The organism is Hydrogenobaculum acidophilum (genome assembly GCF_054656715.1).
The window spans coordinates 35024-49813 of record NZ_BAAHXP010000003.1 but is presented as its reverse complement, the minus strand read 5'-3'; the positions used below and the strand labels follow the sequence as shown (position 1 = coordinate 49813).

Annotated in this window: 15 protein-coding genes and 3 tRNA genes; 4 read left to right on the top strand and 14 right to left on the bottom strand. The window is 36.2% G+C overall.

Annotated features, from left to right (window positions below):
• Position 1 precedes the first annotated feature (1 nt).
• The 6 genes from ACYQZV_RS02585 to ACYQZV_RS02560 all read right to left on the bottom strand — a co-directional run bounded on the left by ACYQZV_RS02585 (position 2) and on the right by ACYQZV_RS02560 (position 3854).
• Positions 2-1087, bottom strand: coding sequence for an HlyD family secretion protein (locus ACYQZV_RS02585; RefSeq protein ID WP_459892889.1), 1086 nt, complete (start codon positions 1085-1087; stop codon positions 2-4).
• A 9-nt stretch (positions 1088-1096) separates the two neighbouring features.
• Positions 1097-1804 (bottom strand): ABC transporter ATP-binding protein, encoded by a 708-nt coding sequence (locus ACYQZV_RS02580; protein WP_459892887.1) that lies wholly within the window; start codon positions 1802-1804, stop codon positions 1097-1099.
• 1 nt (position 1805) lies between these two features.
• Complete coding sequence (locus ACYQZV_RS02575) at positions 1806-2948, bottom strand: ABC transporter permease (protein ID WP_459892884.1); 1143 nt, start codon at positions 2946-2948, stop codon at positions 1806-1808.
• An 81-nt stretch (positions 2949-3029) separates the two neighbouring features.
• Positions 3030-3102: transfer RNA gene (locus tag ACYQZV_RS02570), tRNA-Ala, on the bottom strand.
• A gap of 5 nt (positions 3103-3107) precedes the next feature.
• Positions 3108-3180 (bottom strand) — tRNA-Pro (locus ACYQZV_RS02565).
• Positions 3181-3368: 188 nt separating this feature from the next.
• Complete coding sequence (locus ACYQZV_RS02560; RefSeq protein WP_459892882.1) at positions 3369-3854, bottom strand: septal ring lytic transglycosylase RlpA family protein; 486 nt, start codon at positions 3852-3854, stop codon at positions 3369-3371.
• A gap of 272 nt (positions 3855-4126) precedes the next feature.
• Between ACYQZV_RS02560 and phoU the strand changes: the two genes are divergently transcribed.
• Both phoU and ACYQZV_RS02550 read left to right on the top strand, forming a co-directional pair.
• Complete coding sequence (gene phoU / locus ACYQZV_RS02555; RefSeq protein ID WP_459892880.1) at positions 4127-4789, top strand: phosphate signaling complex protein PhoU; 663 nt, start codon at positions 4127-4129, stop codon at positions 4787-4789.
• 235 nt (positions 4790-5024) lie between these two features.
• Positions 5025-6545: a sensor histidine kinase gene (locus tag ACYQZV_RS02550; protein ID WP_459892878.1), complete on the top strand. Its 1521-nt coding sequence runs from the start codon at positions 5025-5027 to the stop codon at positions 6543-6545.
• Positions 6546-6612: 67 nt separating this feature from the next.
• Here ACYQZV_RS02550 and ACYQZV_RS02545 read toward each other — a convergent pair whose 3' ends face one another.
• The 6 genes from ACYQZV_RS02545 to nadA all read right to left on the bottom strand — a co-directional run bounded on the left by ACYQZV_RS02545 (position 6613) and on the right by nadA (position 12329).
• Positions 6613-8355 carry a pilus assembly PilX family protein gene (locus tag ACYQZV_RS02545; protein WP_459892876.1) on the bottom strand — a complete coding sequence of 581 codons (1743 nt, stop codon included), beginning with the start codon at positions 8353-8355 and terminating at the stop codon, positions 6613-6615.
• A gap of 3 nt (positions 8356-8358) precedes the next feature.
• Positions 8359-9288: a PilW family protein gene (locus tag ACYQZV_RS02540; protein WP_459892875.1), complete on the bottom strand. Its 930-nt coding sequence runs from the start codon at positions 9286-9288 to the stop codon at positions 8359-8361.
• Positions 9289-9291: 3 nt separating this feature from the next.
• The gene (locus tag ACYQZV_RS02535) at positions 9292-9687 is read right to left on the bottom strand and encodes a prepilin-type N-terminal cleavage/methylation domain-containing protein (RefSeq protein ID WP_459892873.1); all 396 of its coding nucleotides are present in this window, start codon (positions 9685-9687) and stop codon (positions 9292-9294) included.
• Between the two features lie 202 nt (positions 9688-9889).
• The gene (locus tag ACYQZV_RS02530; protein ID WP_459892871.1) at positions 9890-10144 is read right to left on the bottom strand and encodes a pilus assembly FimT family protein; all 255 of its coding nucleotides are present in this window, start codon (positions 10142-10144) and stop codon (positions 9890-9892) included.
• Positions 10145-10218: 74 nt separating this feature from the next.
• Entirely contained in the window at positions 10219-11361 is a 1143-nt protein-coding gene (locus ACYQZV_RS02525; RefSeq protein ID WP_459892869.1) for an MFS transporter, read from the bottom strand.
• Positions 11358-12329: a quinolinate synthase NadA gene (nadA, locus tag ACYQZV_RS02520; protein WP_459892867.1), complete on the bottom strand. Its 972-nt coding sequence runs from the start codon at positions 12327-12329 to the stop codon at positions 11358-11360. Before nadA ends, ACYQZV_RS02525 begins: the two co-directional genes overlap by 4 nt.
• Positions 12330-12439: 110 nt before the next feature.
• On the opposite strand from nadA, the gene ACYQZV_RS02515 reads away from it, so the two are divergent.
• Together ACYQZV_RS02515 and ACYQZV_RS02510 are read left to right on the top strand one after the other, a co-directional pair.
• A complete protein-coding gene (locus tag ACYQZV_RS02515) occupies positions 12440-13378 on the top strand; it encodes a ribose-phosphate diphosphokinase (protein ID WP_459892865.1) in 939 nt (312 codons plus the stop codon).
• An 18-nt stretch (positions 13379-13396) separates the two neighbouring features.
• Positions 13397-13489, top strand: a tRNA-Ser gene (locus ACYQZV_RS02510).
• 9 nt (positions 13490-13498) lie between these two features.
• Here ACYQZV_RS02510 and ACYQZV_RS02505 read toward each other — a convergent pair.
• Both ACYQZV_RS02505 and folE read right to left on the bottom strand, forming a co-directional pair.
• A complete protein-coding gene (locus tag ACYQZV_RS02505) occupies positions 13499-14218 on the bottom strand; it encodes a pseudouridine synthase (protein WP_459892863.1) in 720 nt (239 codons plus the stop codon).
• On the bottom strand, positions 14215-14763 hold the full coding sequence (folE, locus tag ACYQZV_RS02500; RefSeq protein WP_459892861.1) for a GTP cyclohydrolase I FolE: 549 nt from the start codon (positions 14761-14763) through the stop codon (positions 14215-14217). Before folE ends, ACYQZV_RS02505 begins: the two co-directional genes overlap by 4 nt.
• Positions 14764-14790: the final 27 nt, after the last annotated feature.

The window sequence follows — 14790 nt, the reverse complement described above, 5'->3', positions numbered from 1 at the left end:
ATCATTTGCCCTCTAAATATATATCCACAAGCTGCCCAGGATAGAGGTTTACGTTTTTGGGCTTTTTAAATCTAAATATTACTGGTAACACCCTTACATCTACTCTTTCGGTAGCTTGGTCTGATAACTCAATCTTTGGTGTAACATATGGCTCTACAGCCACAAACTTAAGAGGCACAGATATGTTGGTACCTCTTATAAACATAACTGCTTTTAAATCTTTTATAGGCGGAAGCTTTGCAAGGAGTATCTCATCTATGAAAGCTCTAACTTGAAGCTCGCCGTTTGAAGCTGCTCCAAGCCTTACTGGTGTATCATAAGATTTTGTATATGTATAATACACTCCGTTTGGAGAAACATAATCACCGTCAGCTACATTTAGTTCTAACACCGTACCGTCCACGGGTGCTTTTACAGTATATCTATGAAGAAGAGCCAACGCGCTTTCATAGGCATGCTTATCAGCTTTATAGAGTTGGTATTGGGTTTTTATGTCATAACTCCAAGCCCCAGCTTTTGTAAGTTCGTAGTTTTTAATAGCTACTTTAAGGTTTTCTTTTGCCTCTTTTAAGGCGTTTTTTGCATTGTCTAAATCTTGTTTAGATACTGATTTTGGATTTAGCTTGTAAGAGTTTAGGAGCTTTTCATAGTTTGATTTTGCATAATCTACTTGAGCCTTTGCATAATCCACTTGAGCCTTTGATACAGCTAAAACTTGAGGTCTTGGTTCGTGCAAAAGCTCTTGATATTTTATATAGTCTGCTTGCATTTGATGGTACAACTGTTTTACTGTTTGAGCTTGTACTTTATCATCTACTTGGAAAAGAGGCTGACCCTTTTTTACAAACTCCCCGTATTTTACGTACACAGCTGTAACATTACCAGATACTTCTGGATATACGTTTATACTCTCACCGCTAGCTTGCACTGGCTCGATGATACCATTGGCGTAAACACCATTTTTGAAAGGGTCTTTTGTCATATACACCGGCGGAGGAGGCTTTGGTGCAGAACCGTATACATGCGCACTTATAAGCCCGGCTATTATACCAAGGATTGCCAAAGCTATCAAAAGTTTTACTTTCATAACTCCTCCTTAATGAACTTCATCTAAAGAAGTTTCTTTTATCACACCATCTTCCATATGAACTATGCGTGTAGCATCTTCAAATATCCTACTGTCATGAGTTATCACCAATATGGTCCTATTTGGCGTAAGCATTCTCTCTTTTATAAGCTGCATAACTCTTTTACCAGTATCACCATCTAATGCAGCGGTAGGTTCATCTAAAGCAAGTATAGCTGGGTCTCCAGCTAAAGCTCTCGCTATGGCTACTCTTTGTTGTTCACCGCCTGAGAGCTTGTAAGCTGGAAGCTCATATTTTGACTCTGGCAATTGTGCCATTTGAAGTTTTTCTTTTGCTATTTCTAGGGCTTTGTTCCAGTTTTCACCCTTTAGAATAAGAGGTATAGCTACGTTTTCCACCACTTTTAACCTAGGGAAAAGGTGATAATCTTGAAACACAAAACCTATGTTATCCAATCTAAACCTTGCCAGTTGGTCTGTGTTTAAAGACCATATATCGGTATCTTTTACTATAACTTTACCCTCAGTTGGTCTTAAAACACCTGATATGAGACTTAAAAATGTAGTTTTACCAGACCCAGAAGGCCCTACTATATAAAGCATCTCACCGTAGTATATATCCAAACTTACATTTTTTACAGCACACACCTTTGTTTCACCCTCTCCAAAGCACTTTGTAAGGTTTTGAACTCTTATTGATATCCTTTTATCTTCCATTTTATCCCCTAAACACTTCAAAGGCCTCTACTTTTAATACCTTCCTTACTCCTAAAAAACTTGCAAACGCTGTGATGAAGACTACCATTACAAGAGCTGCAAGCATATTGCCATATCCAAGCATAGCTGCGTAGTTTGGAATTTTAAGATGCCCTAAAGCTATCATGGTAGAGGATAAAAGCACACCAACTCCGTATCCTATAAATCCCACAGTGATAGCTTGTAGCACTATTATATATACAAGTTCTTTTCTGGTAGCCCCTATTGCTTTTAAAGCTCCAAACTTTTCAAGATTTTCAAGTACAAACGTATAAAATGTTTGACCTGCTATAGAAAGCCCTACTATAAAACTTACAAGTGTCATAATAAGTACGTTCATACCAAAACCTGTTTTAAACATATAAAAATTAGAGTTAACCTTTGTAAACTCCTTGGAAGTAAGGGCCCTATAACCAATTTTGGCAATGGCTTTTTTTATATCAGGTATGTATTTTGGGCTTTTAATTTTAAGGAGCACATAAGATATTGTAAATCTTGTAGTAGGCAAATCCTCAGTAGCTCTTGTATATGTAGTATACAAAGTAGGATTTCCAAAAAGCCCGGACATAGGATTTTTAGCAAGTCCCACTATGACCCCTTTGTGGTCGTTTATTTCAAAGGTAGAACCAATATGCACATTGCCAAGTTTTTTAAGGTCAGCATCTTCTATGGCTATAAAAGCATAGCTTGAATATATATCGTTTATATTGCCTTTTATCATAATAGGTCTTCCCATCAAAGATACATCGTCAAGACCAACAATGTCAACGGCCTGATATCTTCCATTTGGAAGCTTAACAGTGCCAGCTCCTACATATATAGGAGCAGCGTAGAGAACACCTGGCAAACTTCTTGCATAATCAAGCACATAATCTGGAAGCGGTATGTTGTCTTTAGAGTTGTCTACACTTCTATCCATAACCCACATATCGGCACCAGTATCGTATATGGTAGAGCCTGATTTTGCTATAACACCAAAAAATACAGAGGTCATTTGAAGCATGAGAAACACTGCAAAACCAACGCCCATAATAAGGGTAAAAAATTTACCAGAATCCCCCGTTAGAAGTTTTATGGCTATGTTAGCAAGCCCTCTAAAGTTCATATTAGCTAAATTATATCATTGTTTATCTATTTTTCTATGATATATGACTGACGATTCAGTTAAAAATCTTCAAAATCTATTTGGAGATGAGGGGAGTCGAACCCCCGGCCTACGCCTTGCGATGGCGTCGCTCTCCCAACTGAGCTACATCCCCTAATATCGGGGTGACAGGACTTGAACCTGCGACCCCAGGCTCCCGAAGCCTGTGCTCTACCACCTGAGCTACACCCCGTAGAATATAATTATAAGCTATTATTGGATTAAGAAAATGCTAGGATTTCATAAAAGCATCTAATCCAGACACTAAAGCTTCTGGACTTCTGACGAATGATATACTAGATTCTACCATTCTAATAGTCAGAGGGAGCCGGTTGGCAATTACAATTAACCTCATAAACAATAGCCTCAATATTGCCGGGCTTACGAGTCTCTTGATGTCCTTATAATATCTTTTATTACATCAAATCTTTTTCTATATGCATAAGAACAGCTTAAGGGCATTATCCTTACCCTTGCCACTCCCTGCGTTAGTATACCTATGGCTTTAGCTGCTCCGTAAGAAAGATCTAAAGATCTCCCTCTGACATATGGGCCTCTATCCACTATCTTGACTACTACGGCTTTGTGGTTTCTAGGATTTTCTATGAAAAGCATTGTGCCAAAGGGTAGTGTTTTAGAAGCAGCAAAGTAAAGGTCGTGGTTGTAAACCTTTCCATCGGCGGTATAAACATGTCTTGCATGTCCATACCATGATACGTAAACTGTTTTAGAATAACAGTTCCTCTGGACTGTGTTGGCTTTAACTTCTGAGCCTACGCCAAGAATCAGGAAAGCGCTAAATATTAGCGCTATATGTTTCCTCATTCCTGGAAGTAAGCTCATGAGAATACCCAAACGGTTTCTCATGATAATTACCTCCTAAAAAATTTTTAATATCGCTAACTCATGGGTATAAGGTTAACATTTTTTAATTGTACTTGTCAAGAGCAATGCTATTTTTTAGTATTTAAGATTATATCAACACATAGTTTTTTATATAATTATTAAACTACTTTTATACTATACTTCAACATATATTACACAATACAATGTTTAATTAAAGTTTTATTTTATGTTTTATTAAAAGCCAAATACAAAAATTAACGAAATCTTAACAAAAAGGTTATAATATTTAATGTATGAAGTTTTTTGAAGAACTAGAGGAGACGAAAAAAGAACTCATAAATATGGCTTCTATGGTGCAAAACGCCATAGAAAAAGCTATGAAATCTTTGTTAGACCAAAACGTAGATTTGGCAGAAGAGGTTATCAAAGGAGATGACGATATAGATTTAATGGAAGTTAAAATAGAGCAAGATTGCATAAGGATGGTAGCCCTTTATCAGCCAGAAGCCAGCGACCTTAGGTTTGTGATGGGAGTGTATAAGATAGTATCAGACCTTGAGCGTATGGCAGATGAAGCTGAAAATGTAGCTCAGCGCTCTATACTTCTTTCTCAAGAACCACCTTTAAAACCTTATATAAACCTTACTATGATGTCTGATATAGCAAAAGAAATGGTGAGCGATAGCGTTATAAGCTTTTTACAAAAAGATATAGAGCTTGCTAAAAAAGTTATTCAAAGAGATGATATGGTAGATGAGCTTTACCATCAGCTTGAAAGAGAGCTTATAACATATGTGATGGAAGACCAAAGAAATATAAAAAGAGCCATATCTTTAGAGATGGTGGCTAGACATTTTGAAAGGATAGCTGACCACGCTGAAAACGTAGCAGAAATGGCTATATATCTGGTGCAAGGTGAGATGGTTAAACATAAGCACATTCAAGAAAAAAGTTAATTTAGTTTTAGGGCTTTTAGTATTATTAATAGTCTTAGCTTCAAACATAGGCTTTGTACTAAATTTAAAGCATAATCCCGCTATAAATATATACGCCTTTTTAGCTATTATCAATATAAACCTTTTTGCTCTTTTACTAGCTATTGTTATTATCTTTAGAAAATTTATAAAACTATATTACGAAACCAAGAAAAAAACTCTACGCACAAAAATAACTACTATAATACTCCTTTACATGTTTTTGCCAATATTTCTTATGATGTTTGCCTCAAGTTTTGTAATAGTAGAAAGTGTTAAAACTTTTATAAGCGATAAAACCAAGCTTGTTTTAAGAACGTCTATAAAACTTTCCAAAGAAATTGAGCAAAGCCAATATGAAAAAGCTATTCTTTATAGAAATTTTTTGAGTAGGCTAATCTTCTATGAAGACCCTTATTCTCTTGTAAATCACTTCAACATAAGGGCAGTGCATGAAGTATCAGATTGCAACAACCCTATAGTGGAAAATCAAAAATCTTACAGCATATGTGTAATGAGAGGAGACAAAGCGTATGTATTTGTGGTAGGCAAAGATGCCAAACTTGAAAAGTCTTCGAAAGCCTTAAACCGTTTTGCCAAAGAGTTTATTGTGCTTGTAAAAACAAGAGATATCTTAAACGGAAACTATGTGGCTTTTATCGTGATATTAGCTCTTATGGTGGTGCTTTTTACCGTTTGGTTTGGGATATTTTTAGCCCGTCATATATCAGAGCCCATTGAAGAGCTATCAGAAGCTGCTAAGACTTTGGCAAAAGGTGAGCTTGATACCAAACTACCCACAGCAAAAACAAAAGACGAACTATCAGATTTGATTCAGGCTTTTCAATACATGAAAGAAAATCTTAAAAAGCTTTATCAAGACCTTATAAAAGAAAAAGACCAGTTAAACAAGCTCCTAGACAACATCCCAATAGGTGTGGCTTACGTGGATAAAGATTACAACATAATAAAAGTAAACAAAGCCTATTTGGATATGTTTGGAAACACCGACATAAAGAATTTAGATTTTAAAGATAAAAGCATAAAACAAGACATTGTAGAACTATCAGAAAATGAAAAAATCCTCATCTTTGAAGATGTAAGTCCTATGGTAAACGCTCAAAGGCTATCTGTATGGAAAGAAACCGCCCAAAGGGTAGCTCACGAGTTAAAAAATCCGCTTACTCCCATAAAATTAAACATAGAGAGGCTTTTAAGAATATCTAAAAACAATCCAGAAAAGCTTCAAGACACTATAAACGCCGTTGGAGACATAGTATTAAAAGAAATAGACAAAATACTAAAACTTCTTCAAGATTTTAAAGATTTTTCAAATATAGATATGCTAAACAAATCCACACAATCTATAAAAAATGCTATATTAGAAGCAGTAGAGCTATACAAACCCTACAATATAGAATTTGAAATAACAGGAGACAACACACTAGAGTTTGATAAAGAAAAAATAAAGATAGTATTCATAAACCTCATTCAAAACAGCATAGAATCTAAAAGCACAAAGATAAAGATAGAGATAAAACCCACTCAAATTATCTATCAAGACAACGGCGAAGGCATAAAAGACCTTTCAAAAATCTTTTTACCCTACTATTCTAGCAAGCCTACCGGTACCGGACTTGGACTTAGCATCGTAAAAGCCATAATACAAAAACACGGTTGGAGTATAGAAGTGCTTCCCTCAAACCAAGGAGCTTTGTTTGTGATTAGTACGCTGTAAGCTCTGTTTGTATCATCTGGGTGTAAGGTTGAGGATTATCCAAAACACATTGAACTGGTTGTACAAACTAAAACTCGTTACTAAGGGCGTTTATGGCGTTTTTGCTAAATTGAAATTTGGTGTTATTGTCAAACTTTATCTGAAGAGATAAATTGGGTGGAAAATTTCTTACTAAAAAGCCATTAACAGTAGCGCCACTACTCCAAATATAATTTACATCTTCACCAAAGTATATGCCTGTAAAAGACTCGCTACCACCCAACACCACAGAGTTGTTGTTTACAAGAAGAGAAGGTGCTTGATTGTTGTTTATATCGTTACCAAAAGACACATTTTCAGAAAATTGTTCTCCATAGTCTGTCCATCCACATTGATAAATGTTGTTGTTACAATCATTTTTAGATTGCGTACCATTTGTAGGTGGTAAATTTGCTTGAAAAGAATCAGCATAAAGATATACAAGGCTATTGGCAAAATAGTTGCTCGAGCTATCGTTAAATATAATTTGTCTTGTAAATAACTCAGTATTTTTTAGATACAAATCCACAATTTGAGAAGCATTATCTCCAACAAGACCTATTTGGGGTATATTGTTACCTTCGTTTGAGTTATCGTAGCCTTGTATAATTACATCATTTTTCAAATAAGTATATGGATCATTATAACCGTTTGGGTTTGGGTTTGGGTTTGTATATGTAGTAGTTGGCACACCGTGGTTCAATGGTGCGTTTCCATTGTATGTATATGTTATGTTACTATCAGTAATTAACCTTGTATTAAAAAGTCCATCGCTTATCGTAATAGGTGTGTTTGCGTAAATTGTAAGATTATAATTTGGTATTCCGTAGTTGTTGTTAGCGCTTGGCGTATTGCCGTTTACATTTTCTAATATTGTGCCGTTAGCATTTTGACTCAAAATGTATATAGTATATTGTACTCCTGAAGGCAATGTGCCATATATATCTACCCCAGATTGGTTTATATAACAAGATCCACTAAGGGTTAGATTGGCAAGATTTAGATTGTTATTTGCGTCTAAGGGGCAAGGTGTTGTTGCGGGCGGTGTATAAAAGGAATTTTCAACAGCGTTTGTAAGTATAACTTGATTGTATTGGTCTATAGTAAAATCTTTTATATTCGTATTTGGGTCTGTAGCAAATGTATCTTCCAAAGCGTTGTTAAGCCCGTAATCACAGTTATCTCTAATGGAGTTTTCGCAATCTACATTGAAAAACAAAGGTGTTAAATCTATAAACTTAACTCCATTTATAATAGCTGGGTTTCCGAAGATACGCTTACTTCCATTGTCCACTGGGCAAGAATAAGTGCGCGCCCCATTTAAATTTATCTTACCTGAAGCTATAAAAGCTGGGACATAACATCCTGTGCTTCTATCACATCCAGAAAGCCTCCCTCCTTTATACGTAGCGCTTACGCCCCCTCTTACAGTATAAAGCCCTAGCCCATAGTAAGACTGGATTATAGCGGTCTTTACAACTTTGGAACTCCCTACTTGTCCTGTGGACCTCACAAAACATATGTTTGAACTTCTTTGAATCTGTGTAGTATATGTGGCAAGTCCATCAGTGCCACTGTTGGTGGTGTTGTTGCAAAAACCAGAGGCTTGTATGCTATCCACAGCTTGGAGTAATCCAAACTCCGCCGCCTTGTCCGCAAGTTCATACTTTGAGGTAGCACCGGTGACTCTATTGTCTATAAGGCTTATATACATAGCGGTGGCACCTATCAAAGATATTATAAGCGTGAGTCCTAAAACCGTTACTATGGAAAAACCTCTACTATACTTCATAGGCTATCTCCCAAATATCCTTTGAGTTGTTATTACTGTATTGTTTTTACCCCTATAAGATATTTGTAATTTTACATATCCGTCTTGATAGGGGTTGTTTATTACTTGGAAAGAGTTTACTGGCATAAGGGCATATGGACCTTTATCGTTTCCACAAGGGGATTGGTCTGTGGTTTGGGCGTAAAGCCAAAGTTTTCCATCCTGAGGGTTGGTTTGGCAATAAAGATGTATCAAAGAAGGAGCCCTTATAAGCAAATCCCCATTTTGAAGCTGGGGCGTGGCGGTGGCACCATTGTTTGTTTGTACTTTTCCGTTTAAAGCTGTAACAGTTCTTGACATGTTGGCGTTGGAAAGCCCGGTAGTATTTATGCAATCAAGGTTATTTTGAGATAAGTTGGCAATTTGGAAAAACAATACAGTATTTTGATTTTGGTAATCTCTAAACCATATTCCTCCTCTTTTTACGAGATAGCAGTTGTTGTCTGATTGAGTGGTTAACCTACAACTTAAAACCGCCACAGTAGAAGGCGAGCTCACCCTTGAGACAAAACCCTCTCCTCCCATAGTCCCGTAAAAGTATACATCGTCGCATTGGGGATACTGAGTATTTTGCTGATAGCTAATACATATAGAGCTTGGTGGTGGAAACACAAAGTTACCATTTTCTTGGCAAGGTACAACCACGGTGCAATCGTTGTTGCCAGTGGGATCGTTGCAAGGAACGCCAGCACCCCACCTGTCGAAAAACCACTCTAACTGTGTCATACCAGAGTCTATGTAGTTCTTAGCATTTTGTATAGCCTCTGTATTGGCAAATACTTTATTGCTAGTAGAATACAAAAATCCCATCGCCACAAGGATAATAGCGCTAATAACTATAGCTACTAGCAACTCCGTAATAGTTAATCCTTTCTTATCTACAATAATTATCATATATTAACTCCCAAAATTACATGCTTCATCTTGTATAGAATAACTTTGACTTTGATAAGTAGCTATAGAGGTTATAGTTCCACATGCATTTTGACCAGAGCCTATAAATGGAGGTGGACTACTCGGAGGATTACCAACTATATTTACAGATACCAATAAACCGCCACAAGTGAGAGATAAACTTGTTACACTTGGATTCATCAATTTTGCTTCAAGACCGGAAGTGGCACTTTGAATAAGGCAAGAGTATATATAGTTATTCTTTGTCATAGCTGCATAAGATGTAATCATGCCAGAGATAATATAAATAGCCAAAGCAGTTATAGCTATTGAGACCAAAGCCTCCATAAGTGTAAAAGCTCTTGACTTTGCACTTACATTGAAGGACACTTTGCGCATGTTCCACCTCCTTTTTGCACAAACATCGCACCAAACTGTCCTATACATACTTCGTAGTAGTTGTTGGTTATAGTGTTATGCAAGCAATAATACCCAGGTTGATATAAAGCAAATCCTCGTGGGTCAAGTATGGTGTTGCTACCTTGCAGTTGATAGCTTGAATTTGATATATTTATCGTATCTATAGGAGTTCCACTGCAAGCTACACTTGTGCCGCTAGGTACGTGTTGCCTATGTTATATACCACAAGTTGATTAGTATTTGCACATATTCCCACATAAAAGCTATTTTCCATAGCTTGAAGCTTTGCTTGTTTTACGGTATATTCTATCCTATACGCATATTCTTGGAATTTGTATATGTTGTAAAAGTGCATAAAATTCATAATTGCTACAGCTGATAATATTAAGAATATGCCCACTACAACTATAGCTTCTAAAATAGTAAAACCCCTCATATAAAGAATTATAAACCTTTCATTAAAATAAATATTGATTTATGATTTATATTGTATTACAAATGTAATACGTTTTAAGACTTTATAGTAAATAAACGATTACTATATACATACCAAGCCATTGCAAGCAAAGCACTCAAAGCACTTTCTATCTTAAAAGCCAAATATAGGTTTATAAAATGTGATAGGATGCCTAACAAAACATTTGCAAATAAGGTAGCGTTTGCCACAGAAAATCCATATATTCCATAAGCTTTTGAGCGTTTTTTAATACCATATAGACTTACCAAACTCCTACCTATCACATCGTAGAAAGCGTTAAAAAGCCCAAATATCAAAAACCCTATATAAAAGTTCAAACTAGCGCTAAATTGAGCTAGTGAAAGTATTAAAAGCGTTATACTAAACAAAGCATGCTTATTTTTGACACTATCGTAAAGCTTTCCAACAGGTATACCAAAAAGAGTGTATATCAAGTTAAACAGCACATAACCAAAAGAGATATCAAGAAAAGATAAGTGTTTGGCTTTTCCTATTAAAATATAAAAAGCGTAGCTAAAATTTGTACTAAGGCATAAGAATATCACAAAAGAAAATATGTAAAAATCTTTTGATATTGCATCTTCTTTTTTGGTGAGCTTTAAATCTCTTTGAGGCTCAAAGACAAAAAATAGCGGTAAGATTGCTAGAAAAGCTGGTATAAGGGCTAGCATGATAAGATGTTTTATTGAGCTTTCAGTGGAACCAAACTTGTAGAAAAACCAAAGTACAAACAAACTTCCCACAAGAGCTCCAAGTGTATCGGCGGTTCTATGTATACCAAAGGCAAGACCTGTTTTTTCTTTTTGGACAGATAAAGAGAGTATAGCATCTCTTCCTGGGCTTCTTATAGCTTTTCCTACTCTATCTAAAGACCTTCCTAAAAGCACAAAAAACCATGTGTTTAAAACTATGCTTGATATGTACAAACTTTTCGATATAGCGGATGTGAGGTATCCTCCTATAATAAGGGGCTTTGCTTTTAGCTTATCCGCTAAATCTCCGCTAAAAATCCTTAAAAAGTTTGATAAAAACTCTGAAAGTCCTTCTATAAGACCTATGTCAAGGGTAGATGCTCCTAAAATTGTAAGAAGAAGGGGTAAAACTGGAAATATTATCTCAGAAGAAGCATCCGTTAGAAAACTAGTCAGGCTAAAAAGCCATATATTTTTGTTCATTTAGATAATTCTAGCATACGTTCTATAGGTTTTCTGGCTTTTATTATAATATCCTCTGGTAGTGTAACTTCATTTATCTCGTCTTTTAATGTAGTATAAAGGTTTGCAAGGGTTACCCCTTTCATGGTACAGCAATATACCGGCGAACCACAATAATGCATAGCTTCTGGAAATATGTAGGTCTTGCTTTGGTCTTTCTTTTGAAGTACGTATTTTAAGCCTACTTCTGTTATAACTATGATTTCTTTGTGAGGGGTTGTGGTAGCAAAATTTATAATCTGGCTGGTGCTTCCTATAAAATCCGCATGTTCTAAAACCTTTGGGTTGCACTCTGGGTGAGCTGCCACTACGGCGTTTGGATATTGCTCTTTTAAGGCTTTTAAATCAGATAATCCAAACTCATAATGAGGCGGGCAAAAACCTTTCCATATGATAATCTCTTTGTCTGGTACATTCTTTTTTACCCAGTTGCCAAGCCCCATATCTGGCACAAAAATTATGCGCTTTTCTTCTAATTTTGAAACTATCTTCACTGCGTTTGCAGAGGTGACACATATATCAGATATTGCTTTTACATCAGCAGATGTATTTACATAACTAACCACCGCTGCATCAGGATATTTTTCTTTTAACTCTAAAACCCCTTGGACTGTCGCCATATCAGCCATCGGGCAGCCAGACTCTGGGTTTGGATGAAGTACTTTTTTATCGGGGTTTAAAATTTTTGCAGTTTCACACATGAACCTTACACCGCAAAATACTATGATGTCTTTATCAGTTTGCTGGGCTTTTCTAGAAAGTTCCAAAGAATCCCCTACAAAATCTGCTAAGTCTTGCACCTCGGGTCTTTGATAGTAATGAGCCAATATCACAACGCTTTTTTTCGATTTTAATTCTTTAATCTTTTCTATATAATACTCGCTTGGCAGCTCTACCGTTATAGGCTTTTCAGTGGTTAAGGTATCCATAATAATAACCTACTCACATAAAAGTTTATTTACAATAACCTATCTCATAACCCTAAAATATAATTTTAGTTTATAATACTAAAATCCCAAAACTTTTATAGGAGTTTAAGATGAGCATACCTATTAAGCTTATAGCTGGTTCTTCAAATATGAAGTTAGCTCAAGAAATATCTGAGTATCTTGATATACCATTATCAAAAACGCTTTTAAGCAAATTCAGCGATGGTGAAATAAGAGTACAAATAGAAGAATCTATGAGAGGTGGAGATATATTTGTAATACAATCTTTATCAGCTCCTATAAACGACCATATCATGGAGCTTTTACTGTTGTTAGATGCTATTAAAAGAGCTTCTGCTTACAGGATAACTGCTGTAATACCTTACTTTGCCTACGCAAGACAAGACAGAAAAGATAAACCTCGTGTCCCTATAAGCGCTAGAGTTTTGGCTGATATGATAACAACAGCAGGAGCCCAAAGAGCCGTAATAGTAGACCTTCACTCTCCTCAAATCCAAGGGTTTTTCAACATTCCAGTAGATAATCTGTTAGCTCTTCCAGTATTGCATGATTATATAAAGTACAAAATAGACCCATCAAACGCGGTAGTGGTATCTCCAGACGCTGGTGGTGCCGAAAGGGCAAGACAGCTTGCCAACAAGTTAGGCTGTAACATAGCCATCATATACAAAAGAAGACCAGAGCCCAACAAAGCAGAAGTCTTTGATGTGATAGGAAATATAGAAGGTAAAGACGCCATTATAATAGATGACATTATAGACACAGCGGGTACTTTAGTGGCTGCTACAAACATGCTCATAAACAAAGGTGCAAAATCCGTTAGAGCCCTCACAACTCACGGCATATTTTCTGGACCCGCTTTAGAGCGTATAAACAACTCAATTTTAGATGAAGTAGTGGTAACAAATACCATATGCCAGCAAGGCAAAGACTCCAACAAGATAAACATGGTCAGTATAGCCCCAATAGTAGGTGAAGCTATAAAGCGTATATACGAAAACTCTTCAGTAAGTTCCTTATTTGTATGATATAATATAAAACTCTTAGGATGGGTGGCCGAGTGGTCGAAGGCGCACCGCTGGAAACGGTGTGAAGGGTGATGAGCTCTTCCGCGGGTTCGAATCCCGCCCCATCCGCCACTTAAACCATCATGCTTTATAGCCCAAGGCTTCAAATAGAAGTTTTATCTCGCTCTGCTTTAAGTGCCTCCACTTACCTTTTGGGAGATTACCAAGTGTTATAGGACCTATCGCTGTTCTTATAAGATGTTTTACGGGCTTTTTAAAAGCTAAGAAAAATCTTTTTACAAGATGGTTTTTCCCCTCGTGAAAAGTTATCTCTATATTTGCACCATTTTTAAACCTTTTTAAAAGCTTTAAACTATCAGGTTTTACAAATCCATCCTCTAATTTTACACCTCTTTTCATTTTTTCCAACATCTCGTCATCTATATCGCCTTTTACGGTGGCTATATACACTTTTGGTAGTTTGTATTTTGGATGTATTATTCTATTTGCCAATTCTCCATCGTTGGTAAGTATCAAAAGCCCTTCTACGTTGTAATCTAATCTCCCGGCTGGGTAAACTCTAACACCCACATCTTTTATAAGCTCTCTTATAGTGGGTTTTTCTTCCTTCTCCCCCAAAGACGTTAGATAACAACACGGTTTGTTCAATATTATATAAACAGGTTTTCGAGCTTTTACTATATGACCTTTAAACTCTACTATATCCTCATCTGGATTTACAACAGTACCAAGCTCTTTTACTACCTTATTGTTTACCTTGACGTAACCTTTTTGTATATATTCATCGGCCTTTCTTCTAGAGCATACCCCAGCTAAAGACAAAAATCTATTTAACCTCATCCTCTTATAAGTTTAAAAAACTCCTCCTTGGTTTTCATATCATTTAAAAAACTACCTCTCAAAGATGATGTTATGGTAGAATGTCCAGGAGACCTTACACCTCTCATAGACATACAAAGATGTTCAGCTTCTATAACTACCCCAACACCTAAAGGCTCTAGCTCTTTTTGAACTATATCCGCTATCTCTTCTGTAAGTCTTTCTTGGACCTGGGGTTTTAAAGCCATAGCCCTTACTGTTCTTACAAGTTTAGAGAGTCCACATATCTTTTTGTTTGGTATATAGGCTATATGAGCTTTGCCAAAAAATGGTAAAAGATGATGCTCGCACATACTATAAAAGGGTATATCTTTTACTATTATCATTTCAGAATAGTTGCTGTATTCTTCAAAAAGCTTAAAATCAAATGTCCTTTCTTTCTCAAATTCCTCCCACATTCTAGCAACCCTTTCTGGAGTTTCTTTTATACCCTCCCTTTCAGTATCTTCACCTATGCCTTCTAAGAAAAGTTTTATTCCTTCTATAATTTTAGCCTTGTCAATCATTTTAAAACCTCTCACTAAAATTTTTAG

Bases quoted from the DNA above. Each gene is read 5' to 3' on its own strand.
- ACYQZV_RS02585 (WP_459892889.1), bottom strand. From the start codon at position 1,087: ATGAAAGTAAAACTTTTGATAGCTTTGGCAATCCTTGGTATAATAGCC.
- ACYQZV_RS02580 (WP_459892887.1), bottom strand. From the start codon at position 1,804: ATGGAAGATAAAAGGATATCAATAAGAGTTCAAAACCTTACAAAGTGC.
- ACYQZV_RS02575 (WP_459892884.1), bottom strand. From the start codon at position 2,948: ATGAACTTTAGAGGGCTTGCTAACATAGCCATAAAACTTCTAACGGGG.
- ACYQZV_RS02560 (WP_459892882.1), bottom strand. From the start codon at position 3,854: ATGAGAAACCGTTTGGGTATTCTCATGAGCTTACTTCCAGGAATGAGG.
- phoU (WP_459892880.1), top strand. From the start codon at position 4,127: ATGAAGTTTTTTGAAGAACTAGAGGAGACGAAAAAAGAACTCATAAAT.
- ACYQZV_RS02550 (WP_459892878.1), top strand. From the start codon at position 5,025: ATGTTTTTGCCAATATTTCTTATGATGTTTGCCTCAAGTTTTGTAATA.
- ACYQZV_RS02545 (WP_459892876.1), bottom strand. From the start codon at position 8,355: ATGAAGTATAGTAGAGGTTTTTCCATAGTAACGGTTTTAGGACTCACG.
- ACYQZV_RS02540 (WP_459892875.1), bottom strand. From the start codon at position 9,288: ATGATAATTATTGTAGATAAGAAAGGATTAACTATTACGGAGTTGCTA.
- ACYQZV_RS02535 (WP_459892873.1), bottom strand. From the start codon at position 9,687: ATGCGCAAAGTGTCCTTCAATGTAAGTGCAAAGTCAAGAGCTTTTACA.
- ACYQZV_RS02530 (WP_459892871.1), bottom strand. From the start codon at position 10,144: ATGAGGGGTTTTACTATTTTAGAAGCTATAGTTGTAGTGGGCATATTC.
- ACYQZV_RS02525 (WP_459892869.1), bottom strand. From the start codon at position 11,361: ATGAACAAAAATATATGGCTTTTTAGCCTGACTAGTTTTCTAACGGAT.
- nadA (WP_459892867.1), bottom strand. From the start codon at position 12,329: ATGGATACCTTAACCACTGAAAAGCCTATAACGGTAGAGCTGCCAAGC.
- ACYQZV_RS02515 (WP_459892865.1), top strand. From the start codon at position 12,440: ATGAGCATACCTATTAAGCTTATAGCTGGTTCTTCAAATATGAAGTTA.
- ACYQZV_RS02505 (WP_459892863.1), bottom strand. From the start codon at position 14,218: ATGAGGTTAAATAGATTTTTGTCTTTAGCTGGGGTATGCTCTAGAAGA.
- folE (WP_459892861.1), bottom strand. From the start codon at position 14,763: ATGATTGACAAGGCTAAAATTATAGAAGGAATAAAACTTTTCTTAGAA.